Raw genomic sequence first — 16,365 nt, 5'->3', positions numbered from 1 at the left:
TTTAAATTTAATGGCGTTTGGGTTTTTTAGAATAACGATTCGTTTTAGGGTATTTGTCTCTGTGGCGACTCTTTTTGAAAGAGTGTGCTTGCTCAGTTTTGTGCGTTTTTTTATGTGGGGGTTTTGGCACTCTTTCTTTAGGGTTTTGAATCGCATCAATCTCTTGTTGGTTTAAGCCAATTTTGTTGGTTTCAAACTGCAAACTCAAAAGTTTTAAGATCAGTTGAGAGGGTTCAAAAATTTCGGTAAGCTGTTCATAAAGGCTAATAACCCCTTCAGACACTTTAGCACCATGTAAGGTTTTGATGATCTGATTTTCGTTAATGGTGGGGATTTCAAAAAGCTCAATTTCTGAATCAATTTCTTTTTGCATGCGTAAAAGCTCTTTGTATTCTAAAGGCGTAACTAAAGTGATCGCCATGCCTTTTTTGCCCGCTCGCCCAGTTCTTCCAATGCGATGGATATAACTCTCAGTGTTTAGGGGTAAGTGGTAATTGAACACATGGCTTACACCGCTAATGTCTAGCCCACGGCTCGCCACATCCGTAGCCACCAACACATCAGCGTCATTTTTTTTAAACGCCATGATAGAAGCACGCCGATCCCTTTGATCCATATCCCCATGCAAGGCGGTGCTTTTGTAATTTTTGGAAATAAGGAATTGGTGCAATTCATCGGCCTCTTTTTTGGTGCGCGTGAAAACAATGCTTTTTTCTGGTGCTTGGGTGTCTAAAAGGTGCATGATCGCTTCAGATCTTTCATGCTCGTTGATCACATAAAAGCGTTGGGTAATATCAGTGTTTGTGATATTAGAAGGGGCGATATGGATTTTAATGGGGTTTTCTAAAATCTTATCCGCTAGTTTTTTAATCGGCTCTGGCATCGTGGCTGAAAAAAGCAAGATCTGTGCTTCACTAGGGAGATAGTCAAAAATCTCTTCAATATCATCTAAAAACCCCATATCTAGCATTTCATCGCTTTCATCTAGAACGACCACTTTAGGCACAAATTTATGGATGCGATCGTTTTTTAAATGATCCAATAATCTTCCTGGCGTGGCGATCATCACTTGGGGGTTTTTCTTAATAAATTCGCATTGTTTTTTAACGCTCTGCCCTCCATACACGCACACGGTTTTAGTCTTGGTGTGTTTGCCTAATTTGAAGATCTCATCGCTAATTTGCATAGCCAATTCTCTAGTGGGCGTGATCACTAAGGCTTCTATGGTGTGGTTGTTTTTAAGATTATTGATGATAGGCAGAGCGAAAGCGGCGGTTTTTCCTGTGCCTGTTTGGGCTTGTGCGATAACATCTCTACCTTGTAAAACGGCAGGAATGGCCTTTTCTTGAATGGGGCTTGGGGAAGTGAAGCCGGCTTCATAAACGGATTTTAAAACCGATTCTTTTAAGCCTAAATCATTGAAACTAGGCTTACGGTAAGCGTCGTCATCAATTTCTATGGGGAGTTGTGAATCATCATGAACAAATTCCATGGGGGATTGACCTTAATATTAAATTAATTTGAAACTTAAAAAGCTAATAAAAGCTTATAATCTTTAGTTTATAAGATTTTTGAGTATAGCATAAAAATGCACGCAATTAGGATTAAAGTTTTTATAAAAAGCTTATGCTAAAATAGTTTTAGTGAAATTTAAGAAAGGGTTTTATTGAAACAGGTGTTTTTGTGGCTTATTTTTGTATTAGCCTTTCACAAGCTTTTAGCCGAAAAAATAGGCGATATAGCGAGCGTGGTGGGTGTAAGGGATAACCAGCTGATTGGTTATGGGCTTGTGATTGGCTTAAATGGCACGGGGGATAAATCCGGCTCAAAATTCACCATGCAATCCATTTCTAACATGCTAGAGAGCGTGAATGTCAAAATTTCTGCTGATGATATTAAATCTAAAAATGTCGCTGCAGTGATGATTACGGCCTCCTTACCCCCCTTTGCAAGACAGGGCGATAAAATTGATATTCACATTTCTTCTATCGGCGATGCGAAATCCATTCAGGGGGGGACTTTAGTGATGACCCCTTTAAATGCGGTAGATGGGAATATTTACGCTCTCGCTCAAGGATCAATCACTTCAGGCAATTCCAATAATTTGCTCTCAGCCAATATCATCAATGGGGCGACTATTGAAAGGGAGGTTTCGTATGATTTATTCCACAAAAACGCCATGGTTTTAAGCTTGAAAAACCCTAATTTTAAAAACGCTATCCAAGTGCAAAACGCTTTGAACAAGGTGTTTAATAAAAGAATAGCCATGGCGTTAGATCCAAAAACCATTCAAATCACTCGCCCAGAGCGTTTTTCTATGGTGGAGTTTTTAGCCATAGTGCAAGAAATCCCCATCAATTACAGTGCGAAAAATAAGATCATTGTAGATGAAAAATCAGGCACGATTGTTTCAGGAGTGGATATAATTGTGCACCCAATAGTGGTTACAAGCCAAGACATCACGCTTAAAATCACTAAAGAGCCATTAAATGACTCTAAAAACGTGCAAGATTTAGACAGCATGTCTTTAGATACCGCTCACAACACGCTGAGTTCTAATGGTAAAAATATCACCATCGCTGGGGTGATGAAAGCCTTACAAAAAATTGGCGTGAGCGCTAAAGGGATAGTTTCAATCTTGCAAGCCCTGAAAAAAAGCGGCGCGATTAGCGCTGAAATGGAGATACTATGATAAACAACAATAAAGCCATGCTAGAGCAATACAATGTTTCTAAACTAGCGAGTGAAGAGAAATTGAATGCGTTAGCAAAAACTAAAAACGACAAACTCCTCAAAGAGCAAACCGATTCTTTTGAAGCACTGCTTTTAAAATTCATGCTAGATGCCGCCATGAAAATGGATAACCCCTTGTATCCTAAAGCCCCGGGCGATGAGATTTACGCCTCTATGTATAAGGACACGCTTTCTAAAGAATTGAGCGGAAATTTTGGTTATAGCGAAATGCTGTTTAACTTCTTAAAAGAGCAAGAAAAACAAAAACCATGAAAAAATCCAAGCGCTTAAAAATCTCTCATTTGAAGCGCTATAAGGCTTCTTCTTTCAAGGGGTTATTGAAAAAGGAAAATAACACGATCCTTTTAGAAAATTTTAAACCCAAAGAGAGCGAAGATTTGTTAGAAAATTTTTCCAACAAAAAAGACATGCAAGAATTATTGGAGCTTTTAAACCAATTTATTTTGCAAAGCTACAGGGTAGAAAAGGAGTTTAAAGATTATAAAGCGCTTTATGAATGGGTCATAGAGATTTTACCGCAAGCCATTTGGGTGATGAATGAAAATGGGAGCTTTTTTTATAAAAATTCTTTAGCCAATCAAAGCCATGAGGTGTTTAATAAGGCTAAATTAGAAAATTTTAACACTGAAATTGAACATGAAAATAAAAGCTATTTAGTCCAGCAAAACAGTATTCAAGGCAAGCAAATCATCACCGCAACCGATATTAGCGCTCAAAAACGCCAAGAACGGCTCGCTTCTATGGGAAAAATCTCAGCGCATTTAGCCCATGAGATCAGAAACCCTGTAGGCTCTATCTCTCTTTTAGCTTCGGTGTTATTAAAGCATGCGAACGAAAAGACTAAGCCCATTGTTGTGGAATTGCAAAAAGCTTTATGGCGCGTAGAAAGAATCATTAAAGCCACCTTGCTTTTTTCCAAAGGCATTCAAGCCAACCGCACCAAGCAAAGTTTAAAGGTGTTAGAAAGCGATCTCAAAGAAGCCCTAAATTGCTACACTTACTCCAAAGATATTGATTTTATTTTTCATTTTAGCGATGAGGAAGGGTTTTTTGACTTTGATTTAATGGGGATTGTGTTACAAAACTTCTTGTATAATGCAATTGATGCGATTGAAGCCTTAGAAGAGAGCGAACAGGGGCAAGTGAAGATTAAAGCGTTCATTCAAAATGAATTTATTGTCTTTACCATTATTGATAATGGTAAGGAAGTGGAAAATAAAAGTGCTTTGTTTGAGCCTTTTGAAACCACTAAATTAAAGGGTAATGGCTTAGGGTTAGCCCTATCTTTGCAAGTCGTTAAAGCCCATGAAGGGAGCATTATGCTGTTAGAAAATCGAGAAAAAACCTTTGAAATTAAGATCCTTAACGCTTCTTAATTGATAAATAAATTTCTGTTTTAATCAGACGCTGACAACCAAAACTTTTTATTTTTTACAAAATGGGATTTTGGTTACTTTGTTTATAAACAAAACTCATTTTCTTAAGGAGATAGGGGAACATTTTGCGATAGTGCCCCCCTTAACCCCCCTTCTTAAAACCCCCTAACCCAAGAAGACCGCTTTTTTAATAGCTATCGCTTGATTATCATCAAGCTCTTTTAAATGTTTATTTTAAAAAAATGCTTTTGAGCATTTTTAAAATTCTATTATCAATATTTAACAAAAATAAGATCAAAAAAATGTTTCATTAACTCTTTTGGTGTAGGATAGCACTCAAGGTTTTTATGAAAAATAAAAACCTAAGTTAAATTTAAAAAAAAGGACTTTTGATGAAAACATTTGAAATCTTAAAACATTTACAAGCGGATGCAATCGTGTTATTTATGAAAGTGCATAACTTCCATTGGAATGTCAAAGGCACTGATTTTTTCAATGTGCATAAAGCCACTGAAGAAATTTATGAAGAATTTGCGGGCATGTTTGATGATCTCGCTGAAAGGATAGTTCAATTAGGGCACCACCCTTTAGTGACTTTATCTGAAGCGCTCAAACTCACTCGCATCAAAGAAGAAACTAAAACAAGTTTCCATTCTAAAGATATTTTTAAAGAAATTCTAGCCGATTACAAACACCTAGAAAAAGAGTTTAAAACTCTCTCCGACACCGCTGAAAAAGAAGGTGATAAAGTCACTGTGACTTATGCGGATGATCAATTAGCCAAGTTGCAAAAATCCATTTGGATGCTAGAAGCCCATTTGGCTTAAGCAACTATGAGGTAAGCATGAGGGATTACAGCGAGCTTGAAATTTTTGAAGGAAACCCTTTAGATAAGTGGAATGACATTGTTTTTCATGCGAGCAGAAAGCTTTCTAAAAAGGAGCTAGAAAGACTTTTAGAGCTTTTGGCTCTTTTAGAAGCTTTTATAGAAAAAGAAAACATAGAAGAAAAGTTTGAATCTTTTGCTAAAGCGTTGAGAATTGATGAAGCGTTGCAGCAAACAGTAGAGGGCAAAAAAACGGACTTTGCGATCCAATCCATGGCGAACATTCTTAGTGGGAATGAGTAAGCTTATCCGCTATGGCTTGATATTTCTTGTTTTTTTAAAGGCGTTTGGGCTTGATTATGGGATAGATAAAGCGTTAGAATTAAAAAAAGATGAAGTGTTTAGAGCGGTTATCAAAGACACTTCAAACCAACAAACCAAAGAAATAACGCTCTATTGGACGCTATATGCAAATAAAGGTTTAGTCATCAACATGCGTTTTAACCATTTCCCTTACCAATTTATTTTATACACCGATCATGCAAGAAACACCTACAATCTCAAGGTTTTTGAAGAAAAATTTTCTTCTAACAGCACTCTGTCACTTGTGTTTAAAGACTTTAAAAAAGATAAAGCCACTTTAAGGCTTTTAGCCCCCATGCCCCTTGTTTTTTCCCCTAAAGAGCCTTAAGGAATTTGCATGCAAGAACAACAACTTCAAGCCATTCAAAATAAAATCGCTTCTTGGATCAAAGAAATAGAAAGCGGTTTTATAGATGAATTGTTTTCTCATATTGGTCCTTCAAAGATGTTGCGCTCCAAACTCATGCTCGCTTTATTGGATACAAAAATAGACGCTATCATTTTGGATAAAGCGTTCAATTTGTGTGCGATCGTGGAAATGATACAAACCGCTTCTTTATTGCATGATGATGTGATTGATAAGGCGACCATGCGCCGAAAGCTCCCTAGCATTAACGCTCTTTTTGGTAATTTTAACGCCGTGATGCTTGGGGATGTGTTTTATTCTAAAGCCTTTTTTGAATTATCTAAAATGGAGAATTTGATCGCCCAGATTCTCTCTAATGCGGTTTTAAGGCTCTCTAGAGGCGAGATTGAAGATGTGTTTGTGGGGGAAAGTTTTAATAGCGACAAACAAAAATATTGGCGTATTTTAGAGGACAAGACCGCCCATTTTATGGAAGCGAGTTTGAAAAGCATGGCGATTCTTTTAAACAAAGACGCGAAAATTTATGCGAATTTTGGATTGAATTTTGGCATGGCGTTTCAAATCATTGATGATTTATTGGATATTACTCAAAACGCAACAACTCTGGGTAAGCCCAATTTTAGCGATTTTAAAGAAGGCAAGACCACTCTACCCTACTTGCTTTTATATGAAAAACTAAATAAGAGCGAGCAAGGGCTTTTAATTTCTTATTTCAAACAAGATAGCGATGAAATCATAGAATGGACTAAGGAAAAATTCAAGCAATATGCTATCATAGAAGAAACCCTTAAAATCGCTCAAGTTTATTCTAACAAAGCCCTTGAAGTCATTGAAGGGGAAAACAATCTTATTTTAGAAAAACTAGCGCAAGATGTCATTTACAGGACTTTTTAATGGAGTTAGAAACCACAAAATATTTCATCCTAGCCTTTACGCATAAAAGCATGAGCTTAGAAATGCGAGAAAAACTCGCTATCAATTCGCCCGCAATACTTAAAGAATTTTTACAAACCATCAAAAATTATTGCCCCAATATCAAAGAATGCATGGTCTTATCCACATGCAATCGCTTTGAAATCTATGCGAGCTTGAAACATAACACTCACGCTGATGAGCAAAAAAATGCCTTATTAAAAATCCTAGCCCAAAATAAAAAAATGAGCGTGTCTGATTTAGAAAAATGCGTTTTAATGAGCACCGATGAAAGTGCAGTCCATCATGTCTTTAGCGTGTGCAGTAGTTTGGATAGTCTTGTGGTGGGGGAAACTCAAATCACAGGGCAAATGAAAAACGCCTATAAATTCGCTTTTGAAGAGAAATTTTGCTCCAAAGATTTAACCCGATTGCTCCATTTTGCTTTCAAATGCGCCGCTAAAGTGCGTAATTTAACCGGCATTTCCAAGCAAGGGGTTTCAATCTCTTCAGTGGCGGTCAAGGAAGCGCTTAGTATTTTTGAAAAAGAAAAGATTGAGGATAAAAAAGCCCTTGTGATAGGGCTTGGCGAGATGTCTCAATTGGTCATCAAACACCTTTTAAATAAGCAATTTGAAGTGCTAGTTTTAGGGCGTAATGCGGCTAAATTTGAAGATTTTTTAAAAGAATTAGAAGAGCCTAAAAAGGTGAGCTTTCAAAACATAGAAAATTTAAACGCTTATATCAATGCATACGAATTGCTCTTTTGTGCCACTTCTTCGCCGAACTTTATCGTGCAAAATTGCATGGTAAAAGAAACGATTTTTAGGCGTTTTTGGTTTGATTTAGCCGTGCCAAGAAATATTGAAAAGCCGATATTCAATAATATTTTTTTATACAGCGTTGATGATTTAGAGCCTATGGTGAGGGAAAATGTGGAAAACAGGCAAGAGAGCCGGATGAAAGCTTATGAAATTGTAGGGCTTGCTACGATGGAATTTTACCAATGGATCCAAAGCTTAGAGGTAGAGCCTTTGATTAAAGATTTAAGGGAATTAGCTAGGATTTCAGCCCAAAAGGAATTGCAAAAAGCGGTAAAAAAACGCTATGTGCCTAAAGAATATGAAAGCAATATTGAAAAGATCTTGCACAATGCTTTTAACGCCTTTTTGCACCACCCTACCATCGCTTTAAAAAAGAACGCCCAAAAAGAAGAATCCGATGTGCTTGTGGGCACGATTAAAAACTTGTTTAATTTAGACAAATCCAGCACTAATCATGCTCAAAATTTGAATCTCTATAAATGCGAATATTACGAGGAATAAAACATGCTATTTTCAAAACTCTTTGCCCCAACTCTCAAAGAACCCCCTAAAGATGCCGTGTTAAAAAGCCATAAGCACCTAGCTCAAGCAGGATACATTTATCAAATAGGCAGTGGAATCTATAATTTTTTGCCTTTAGCTAAAAAAGTGTTGGATAAAATAGAAAATATCACACACAAACGCATGCAAGAACATGGGGCGCAAAATATTTTAATGAGTTTTGTGGTTTTAGCGAGTTTGTGGGAAAAATCAGGTCGTTTGGATAAATATGGTAAAGAATTGTTGGTCTTTAAAGACAGAAAGGGCAATGATTTTGTTTTAAGCCCCACTTTAGAAGAAAATATTACCGAGATTGCCGCTAATTTCATTAAAAGCTACAAGCAATTACCCGTGCATCTCTATCAAATCCACACGAAATTCCGTGATGAAATCCGCCCACGATTTGGGCTTGTGAGAGCGAGAGAATTTATCATGAAAGATGGTTATAGCTTTCATGAAGACGCTGAGAGCTTGGATAAGGAATTTTTAAACACACAGAGCGCTTATAAAGAAATTTTAAACGATTTGGGTTTGGATTTTCGCATTGTGGAAGCGGATAACGGGGCGATTGGGGGGAGTAAAAGCAAAGAATTTGTCGTTTTAACAGAATGCGGAGAAGACACGATTGTGGTGTGCCAGAATTGCGATTATGCAGCCAATATTGAAATCGCTAAACGCTCTAAAAGACTTGAGCCTTTAAATGTCCCAAAAGCACAATTAGCGAAATTCCCTACCCCCAATACCACAAGCGCTGAAAGCGTGGCGGAGTTTTTTAAAGTAGAGCCTTTTTTTGTCTTAAAGGCGGTTGTTAAAAAAGTGATCCATAAAGATAAAGAAACTCTAGCGTGTTTTTTTACTAGAGGCGATGACAATTTAGAAGAGACTAAAGCCTTGAATGCTTTGAATGTTTTAGGAGCGAACGCTTTAGAGTTAAGAGAAGCCAGTCAAGAAGATTTAAATCAAGTAGGGTTAGTGGCAGGCTTTATTGGGCCTTATGGCTTGAGAAAGCATGTTTCTTACATTATTTTTGATGAAGATTTAAAAGAGGGCGATTGTTTAATAGCTGGGGCCAATGAAAAGGATTTTCATGCAGTGGGCGTGGATTTAAAAGGATTTGAAAACCTTATTTATGCAGATATTATCCAGGTTAAAGAGAGCGATTGTTGCCCTAATTGTCAAAGAGCTCTGAAATACCATAAAAGTTTGGAAGTGGGGCATATTTTCAAGCTCTCTCAAGGCTATGCTAAAAGCTTAAAGGCTAGTTTCTTGGATAAAAATGGTAAGGAGCAATTTTTTGAAATGGGGTGCTATGGGATAGGCATTAGCCGGTTACTCAGCGCGATTTTAGAGCAAAAAAGCGATGATTTAGGCTGTGTATGGACAAAAAATACCGCCCCTTTTGATGTGGTGATCGTGGTTTCTAACTTGAAAGATGAAGTGCAAAAAAAACTCGCTTTTGAAGTGTATGAAAGGCTGCTTCAAAGGGGCGTTGATGTGTTGCTAGATGACAGAGATGTGCGTTTTGGGGCAAAGATGAGAGATTTTGAATTGATTGGGGAAAGATTAGCGCTGATTGTTGGGAAGCAAACTTTAGAGAATAAGGAATTTGAATGCATTAAGCGTGCTAATTTAGAAAAACAAACGCTTAAAGACAGAGAGTTAGAAGAAAAAATTTTAGAAATATTAGAGAGCGAATAAGGGGGAGAAAGTGGGAAAATTAGTGATTGGCTCTAGGGGGAGCGAATTGGCTTTATGGCAAGCGAATTATATTAAAGAACGCCTAAAAAAAGAATGCTTTATAGAAAGCGAAATTCAAATCGTTAAAACCACAGGCGATAAGATTTTAGATGCACCTTTAAATAAGATTGGCGGTAAGGGGCTATTCACTAAAGAATTAGAAGAATTGCTTTTAAAAGGCACAATTGATTTGGCGGTGCATTCTTTAAAAGATGTGCCGGTCGTGTTTGAAAAAGGGTTAGATTTAGCATGCATTACCAAAAGAGCTGATGTGAGAGACACTTTTTTGAGCACTAAATTCCCTGATTTGATGAGCTTGCCTAAAGGGGCAAAAGTAGGCACTACTTCTTTAAGGCGCTCCATGCAACTCAAATGCAAACGAAAAGATCTAGACACAGAAAGTTTAAGGGGGAATGTCCAAACCCGTTTAAAAAAGCTTGAATCGGGCGAATTTGACGCTATCATTTTAGCTGAAGCCGGATTGTGCCGCCTAAACATTCAAGGGGCGAAATACCGCAAGGCTTTTAGCGTGGAAGAAATGATTCCTAGCATGGGTCAAGGGGCTTTAGGGGTAGAAATGCTTAAAAGCCACAAGCATTTTACCGCACTTCAAAAACTCAATGACGAAGAAAGCGCGTTTTGTTGCCATTTAGAAAGAGAGTTTATCAAAGGGCTTAATGGGGGGTGTCAAATCCCTGTGGGCGTGCATGCGAGTTTAATGGGTGAAAAAGTTAAAATCCAAGCCATTTTAGGCTTGCCTAATGGCGAAGAAGTCATCGCTAAAGAAAAACAAGGGGATAAAAATAAGGCGTTTGATTCAGTTCAAGAGCTTTTAGAAGCCTTTTTGCAAAGCGGAGCGAGAGAGATTTTAGAAAAGGTGCAATTGTTTTAATGCGTTTTGTGATTGCACTCATTATAAGCCTATTAAATCTAGTGGCTAAAGAAACGGATTTTATTTCTGATTTGGAATACGGACTAGCTCTTTATAAAAACCCTAGGGGTGTTGCGTGCGCGAAATGCCATGGTATTAAAGGCGAAAAACAAGAAATCACCTCCTATTATGAAAAAGGCGAGAAAAAAATTCTCTACGCCCCTAAAATCAACCATTTGGATTTTAAAACCTTTAAAGACGCCTTGAGTTTGGGCAAAGGCATGATGCCTAAATACAACCTCAATTTAGAAGAAATCCAAGCGATTTACCTCTATATCACCTCTTTAGAGCATAAAGAAGAGCATAAAAATCCTCCCCATCCTTAAAAACGCTTGATTCTATGATAGAATAAAGTGTCATGGTTTTTATTTAACTAAGTAAGAAATTAAAAATTCCAATTATAAGGCTCTAGAAATTATCAAAAAAGGTCAAAAATGAAGATTTTAAAAATGTTACTTGGAGGGTTGCTTTTTTGGGGTTTGCAAGCTCATTTATGGGGGGATCAGGATAGCAAATTTTTAAAGATAGCCGATGAGGCTTATAAAGAGGGGAATTATTCTAAAGCGGCGTCTAATTTTAAGAAAGCATGCAATGATGGTGCGAGTGATGGTTGCGTGCAATTGGGCGTTATTTATGAAAATGGGCAAGGCACTAAAATAGATTACAAAAAAGCCCTAGATTATTATAAATCTGCATGCCAAAGCGATAATGGGGAGGGGTGTTTCAATTTGGGGAGATTTTATGATGAGGGGTTAGGCACCAATCAAAATTACCAGGAAGCCATTGACGCTTATGGTAAAGCATGCACTCTAAAGCACCCTGAAAGTTGCTACAATTTAGGCATTATCTATGACAGAAAGATCAAAGGCAATGCCGCTCAAGCGGTCACTTACTACCAAAAAAGCTGTAATTTTGATGTGGCTAATGGGTGCTATGTGTTAGGCTCTGCTTATGAAAAAGGCTCTTTAGAAGTGGTTCAAAGTAACCATAAAGCCGTGGTCTATTATTTGAAAGCATGCCGATTGAATGGCTCTCAAGCTTGCCGTGCGTTGGGGAGTTTGTTTGAAAATGGCGGTGCAGGGCTTGATGAAGATTTTGAAGTGGCGTTTGATTATTTGCAAAAAGCTTGCAAACTAAACAATTCTGATGGTTGTGCGAGTTTAGGATCTATGTATATGCTAGGCAGATATGTCAAAAAAGACCCTAAAAAAGCCTTTAACTATTTCAGACAGGCATGCGATATGGGGAGCGCGGTGAGTTGCTCTAGAATGGGCTTTATGTATGCACAAGGGGACTCCATTAAAAAAGATTTGAAAAAAGCCCTTGACAATTATGAAAGAGGGTGTGATATGGGCGATGAAGTGGGTTGCTTCGCTCTAGCGGGCATGTATTACAACGCCAAAGACAAAGAAAACGCCATAAGGGTTTATGACAAAAGTTGTAAATTAGGCATGCAACAAGCATGCGAGAATTTGAGCAAGCTTAGAGGGTGGTGAAAAGTTAAAGCCTTAAGACGGCTTTATTCTCACGCATTCATCATCAGTTTAAAATACTTTTAGCGTTTTTTATAATTACAGACAAAAAGCTTGCAAAAAGCAAGCGATAACCCCCTTGCAACTAAAATCAAAACGATCAAACAAACTTAAAAACCCTTTTTTAGAAACCAAAAATATGGTTTTATCTATCAATATTTATTTTTTTAAAACCTTAAAAAAAAGAAAAAATTATTACATTCCACACAATTCTATTAAAAATTTAAAAAAAAATTATGGCATACTTAAACGCATTGTAAATAACAAATCAATTTAATCTATTTTGATGCATTTTTACAAACAAAACATTACTTAAGGGAACATTTTATGAAAAAAATGAAAAAACCATTACACTCTCTCTTCTCCTTGTAGCGTCATTACTGCACGCTGAAGACAACGGCTCATTTGTAAGCGTACGCTATCAAATCGGTGAGGCGCTCCAAAAAGTGAAAAACGCCGGCGAAATCCAAAAGCTTTCAGACACTTATGAACAATTAAACAATCTTTTGGGCAATCCTAACCATAATGGCACTGGATCAAAAGCAAGCGTTTCGGCTATCAATCAAGCGGTTAATCATTTAAACAAAAGCGCCCAAAATTTAGTGGCTACAAAAGACAACCCTGCTTATCACATCGTGCTTTTAGCGTTGAGATCGTTGTTGGGACTGTGGCATAGCATGGGTTATGCGGTCATATATGGAGGCTATGTAGGAAACATAGCGAATAACGAACACAAAAATTTCCACTACACCGATGGGAATGGCAACGGCACTGAGATCAATTGCGATGGGATCTCAACAGATAATGGAACAACTAGTAGTGGCACAAGTTCTCTGTTGGCAAGCAAAGGGGTTTCTCTATCCATTAAGCAATATGAAGAAATCCATGAAGCCTATCAAATCCTTTCACAAGCTTTAAAACAAGCTGGGCTTACCCCTTTAAACAGCAAGGAGGAAAATATACAAGTGCAAGTGACCCCATCAAAAGATTAGCAAGGGACATCTCATAATGAAACTAAAACTACAACTTCTGTTATTGATACGACTAACGATGCACAAAATCTTTTGATCCGAGTTCAAACGATCATCAATACCCTCCAAGGCCATTGCCCGCAGTTGATAGGGAGATCTACTAGTGATAGTGGAACTAGTCATGCAAACGCCCCTTTGTGGCAGCCAAATGGTAGTAAAACTTCGTGTGAGTTTTTTAACAAAGAGTTTAGTACGGTTTCAGACATGATTAAAAATGTGCAATCGCAAGCAGAAATTTTAAAACTGGTCAATCAAGTGAAAAGCGATTTCAATACGCTTTCTTCAGGCCATCTTAAAGACCATATCAAAACATGCAACCCCAATAGCGTGAGTAATACAGAGATGAAAATACCACTTGGGGGAATGGCTGTGCCGGCGTGGAAGCCACTCTAACTTCGCTAGAAAAGAGTGCTGCTGACTTTAAGCAGCAAACAACACCTCAAATCAATCAAGCTGAAACCCTAGCCAACACTCTTTCTAAAGAAGCCAACGCCATTACTCAAGAACTTAGCAATAACCATTTTCAACGAGTGGGAATGATTGGCACTCAAACCAATAATGGTGCCTTGAATGGTTTTGGCTTGCAAGCGAGTTATAAGCAATTTTTTGGGAAAAATAAAAGGTGGGGATTAAGGTATTACGGCTTTTTTGATTACAACCATACTTATATCAAATTGGGCTTCTTTAACTCCGATTCTAATGTTCTCACTTATGGCGTGGGGAGCGATTTGCTGTTTAACTTCATCAATGACAAAAAACCAACTTTTTAGGCAAGAATAACAAGCTCTCTTTTGGGCTTTTTGGCGGCGTCGCAGTAGGGGGCACTTTCTTGGCTCAATTCTAATTATGTGCATTTAAAAACCATTAGCAATGCCTATAACACTAAAGTGAATACGGCGAATTTTCAATTCTTATTCAACGCAGGATTAAGAATGAACCTCGCTAGACCCAAGAAAAAAGATGGTGATCATGCCACCCAACATGGCATTGAACTGTGTGCAAAAATCCCCACTTTGAACATGAGCTATAATTCTTTTCTAGGGGCTAAACTAGAATACCGCAGGCTTTATAGCGTGCATCTTAACTATGTTTTTGCTTACTGATTGACTCTTCTTTAACCCTTTTTTAACCCTCTTTTATGGGTTATTTAAGGTAAAGCTATTCTTTTTTAATCAAATTTGCTCCACAAACCACCTATTTTCTCTTTTATAGTAGAATGCGAAAAAATAAAAGATATTGAAAAGTTAAGGATAAACATGGAACATTAATAATGTGCACACCACGATGCAAATTTTGCAAACAAAACGCCAAAAGTTATTGATTGAATTAGCCGAGTTGGAGACAGAGCTCAAAATAAAGTGCAAAAGCCATTTTAATCTTTTGCTCTCGCCCAATTTGATGGCTAAAGTGGGTGCATATCTCAAGGAAAAGGATTTGCCTAATCGATCGCTTTTTATGGAAAAAGCGTTGGAATTTTATATGTCAAAAAACCCATAAAATGGGAATGACAAGCCGTTAAAACGCTTTTTAAAATCGTTTTACTCGCTTAGATCGATCCTTTCAGTAACGCTATCGCTCGTTTTGACAAAGATTAGTTAATTTTTTGCGACAATCACACAAAAAAACCGCAATTTAAATTACAATAATCCTAGATGGGGTTTTAAAGTCATTTCTATCAAGGAGATTTTATGATTTCTAACATCTAACATCAGCATACACCCAAAAACCATGTTTAAAAACGCTTTAAATACATGAGATTTTTCATTTAAAATTCATACTAGTACAGCCATTATTGGCACAAATGGTGCTAGAAAATCAACGCTTATCAACACTATTCTAGGCATTAGATCAGACTATAATTTTAAAGCACAAAACAATAATATTCCATACCACGACAATATTATACCACAACGCAAACAATTGGGAGTTGTCTCTAACCTATTCAACTATCCACCTGGATTAAACGCAAACGACCTTTTAAATTCTATCAATTTTTTCACAAAAACTGCACTCCAAATCTATTTGAAAAAAATCTTTTGAATAAAATCTACGAACACCTAAGCGATGGACAAAAACAGTGCTTAAAGATTGACTTAGCTCTTAGCCACCACCCCCAATTAATTATTATGGATGAACCAGAAACTAGTTTAGAGCAAAACGCTCTTATAAGACTATCAAATCTCATAAGCTTGCGCAACACCCAACAACTTACAAGTATCATCGCCACTCATGATCCTATTGTCTTAGATAGTTGCGAATGGGTATTGCTCCTTAAGAATGGCAACATTGCTCAATACAAACCTTTAAATTCTATATTAAAATCTGTAGCTAAAACTTTTAACTTTAAAGAAAAACCAACCACAAAAGACTTATTAGCATTACTAAAGGATATTTAGTGGGAGCAATTCTATCTATCCTAAAACTTGAAATCAAATCTTATCTCACCAATACAAGCGCGCTATTTTGGACTTTTATTTATCCTATTTTAATGCTCCTATTACTGATTTTTGTTTTTTCAAAAAATACCACTGAAATTTTTTACTTTAATAATATTATAGGTCTAATGGGACTTCTTATTATTTCTAGCGCGATCTTTGGTCTCACTCAAGCTATAACAAGCTCTAGATCGCATAATATATTCTTGTTCTACATGTTATCACCAACAACTTTCAAACAAATAACTCTAGCATTAATCGCTTCAAGACTAATCGTTGTAATCCTATATGCTTTTATCTTTATTGTTCTCTCTTTTTATGTGCTCAATATCATCACTATTCTTAATTTTAAAGCGCTTATTTTGGGGTTTGTTAGTGTTTTTTCAAGCGCATTGTTTTGTTTTTGCTTGGCAATTTTTGTAGCTAGAATTTTTCAAAACGAACAAAGCATCTTAGGATTTTGTAATATCATCAATCTCTATGCGCTAATGTCTTGTAATGTTTTTGTTCCTTTAGAATACCTACCTAATACAAAACATCTATTTTTTACTACCTTAATCAACTTCTAATCAAAGCTTTTCAAGGAATTGATACTATACTGGTTTTAGCAACTTCAACATTTTTCATTATTGGTGGCATTATTTTATTTTTACTAAGCGCTAATCGCATGTTACTAACACCAAAAGAACGCATGCGTTAAATCCTTAATCAAACCATCTATCTCGTTTAATAGTTAA

Annotated in this window: 14 protein-coding genes and 4 pseudogenes; 17 read left to right on the top strand and 1 reads right to left on the bottom strand. The window is 36.9% G+C overall.

Features of this window, described 5'->3' with window-relative positions; translation table 11 throughout:
• Positions 1-7: 7 nt before the first annotated feature.
• The gene (locus DYI00_RS00740; protein WP_011578195.1) at positions 8-1,492 is read right to left on the bottom strand and encodes a DEAD/DEAH box helicase; all 1,485 of its coding nucleotides are present in this window, start codon (positions 1,490-1,492) and stop codon (positions 8-10) included.
• 174 nt (positions 1,493-1,666) lie between these two features.
• On the opposite strand from DYI00_RS00740, the gene DYI00_RS00735 reads away from it, so the two are divergent.
• The 17 genes and pseudogenes from DYI00_RS00735 (at position 1,667) to DYI00_RS00650 (ending at position 16,328) form a co-directional block, all read left to right on the top strand.
• Positions 1,667-2,692: a flagellar basal body P-ring protein FlgI gene (locus DYI00_RS00735; RefSeq protein WP_011578196.1), complete on the top strand. Its 1,026-nt coding sequence runs from the start codon at positions 1,667-1,669 to the stop codon at positions 2,690-2,692.
• Complete coding sequence (locus tag DYI00_RS00730) at positions 2,689-3,006, top strand: hypothetical protein (protein ID WP_011578197.1); 318 nt, start codon at positions 2,689-2,691, stop codon at positions 3,004-3,006. Before DYI00_RS00735 ends, DYI00_RS00730 begins: the two co-directional genes overlap by 4 nt.
• Positions 3,003-4,130: an acid survival sensor histidine kinase gene (gene flgS / locus DYI00_RS00725; protein ID WP_104687660.1), complete on the top strand. Its 1,128-nt coding sequence runs from the start codon at positions 3,003-3,005 to the stop codon at positions 4,128-4,130. Before DYI00_RS00730 ends, flgS begins: the two co-directional genes overlap by 4 nt.
• A gap of 392 nt (positions 4,131-4,522) precedes the next feature.
• Entirely contained in the window at positions 4,523-4,957 is a 435-nt protein-coding gene (gene dps / locus DYI00_RS00720) for a DNA starvation/stationary phase protection protein (protein WP_011578199.1), read from the top strand.
• A gap of 17 nt (positions 4,958-4,974) precedes the next feature.
• Positions 4,975-5,259: a DUF2018 family protein gene (locus DYI00_RS00715; protein ID WP_011578200.1), complete on the top strand. Its 285-nt coding sequence runs from the start codon at positions 4,975-4,977 to the stop codon at positions 5,257-5,259.
• Positions 5,252-5,647, top strand: a complete 396-nt coding sequence (locus DYI00_RS00710; RefSeq protein ID WP_041600222.1) for a hypothetical protein — start codon at positions 5,252-5,254, stop codon at positions 5,645-5,647. The genes DYI00_RS00715 and DYI00_RS00710 overlap by 8 nt, the downstream gene beginning before the upstream one ends.
• Positions 5,648-5,656: 9 nt before the next feature.
• Positions 5,657-6,580, top strand: a complete 924-nt coding sequence (locus tag DYI00_RS00705) for a polyprenyl synthetase family protein (RefSeq protein ID WP_011578202.1) — start codon at positions 5,657-5,659, stop codon at positions 6,578-6,580.
• Positions 6,580-7,923, top strand: a complete 1,344-nt coding sequence (gene hemA / locus DYI00_RS00700) for a glutamyl-tRNA reductase (protein WP_011578203.1) — start codon at positions 6,580-6,582, stop codon at positions 7,921-7,923. The genes DYI00_RS00705 and hemA overlap by 1 nt, the downstream gene beginning before the upstream one ends.
• Before the next feature lie 3 nt (positions 7,924-7,926).
• On the top strand, positions 7,927-9,660 hold the full coding sequence (proS, locus tag DYI00_RS00695; RefSeq protein ID WP_011578204.1) for a proline--tRNA ligase: 1,734 nt from the start codon (positions 7,927-7,929) through the stop codon (positions 9,658-9,660).
• A 10-nt stretch (positions 9,661-9,670) separates the two neighbouring features.
• On the top strand, positions 9,671-10,591 hold the full coding sequence (gene hemC / locus DYI00_RS00690; RefSeq protein ID WP_011578205.1) for a hydroxymethylbilane synthase: 921 nt from the start codon (positions 9,671-9,673) through the stop codon (positions 10,589-10,591).
• Positions 10,591-10,956 (top strand): c-type cytochrome, encoded by a 366-nt coding sequence (locus DYI00_RS00685; RefSeq protein WP_011578206.1) that lies wholly within the window; start codon positions 10,591-10,593, stop codon positions 10,954-10,956. The genes hemC and DYI00_RS00685 overlap by 1 nt, the downstream gene beginning before the upstream one ends.
• Before the next feature lie 108 nt (positions 10,957-11,064).
• Positions 11,065-12,126 (top strand): tetratricopeptide repeat protein, encoded by a 1,062-nt coding sequence (locus tag DYI00_RS00680; RefSeq protein ID WP_104709196.1) that lies wholly within the window; start codon positions 11,065-11,067, stop codon positions 12,124-12,126.
• A 482-nt stretch (positions 12,127-12,608) separates the two neighbouring features.
• Positions 12,609-13,586: pseudogene (locus DYI00_RS08210) on the top strand (SabA family sialic acid-binding adhesin).
• A 143-nt stretch (positions 13,587-13,729) separates the two neighbouring features.
• Positions 13,730-14,296, top strand: a pseudogene (locus DYI00_RS07815) (outer membrane protein).
• Positions 14,297-14,477: 181 nt separating this feature from the next.
• Positions 14,478-14,690: a hypothetical protein gene (locus DYI00_RS00665; protein WP_041600223.1), complete on the top strand. Its 213-nt coding sequence runs from the start codon at positions 14,478-14,480 to the stop codon at positions 14,688-14,690.
• A gap of 273 nt (positions 14,691-14,963) precedes the next feature.
• Positions 14,964-15,589, top strand: a pseudogene (locus tag DYI00_RS07810) (ATP-binding cassette domain-containing protein).
• Positions 15,589-16,328: pseudogene (locus DYI00_RS00650) on the top strand (ABC transporter permease). Before DYI00_RS07810 ends, DYI00_RS00650 begins: the two co-directional pseudogenes overlap by 1 nt.
• Positions 16,329-16,365: the final 37 nt, after the last annotated feature.

It is taken from the genome of Helicobacter acinonychis (assembly GCF_900461455.1).
GTDB lineage: Bacteria > Campylobacterota > Campylobacteria > Campylobacterales > Helicobacteraceae > Helicobacter > Helicobacter acinonychis.
The sequence above is the reverse complement of the archived record's forward strand: the minus strand, read 5'-3'. Positions and strand labels throughout refer to the sequence as shown.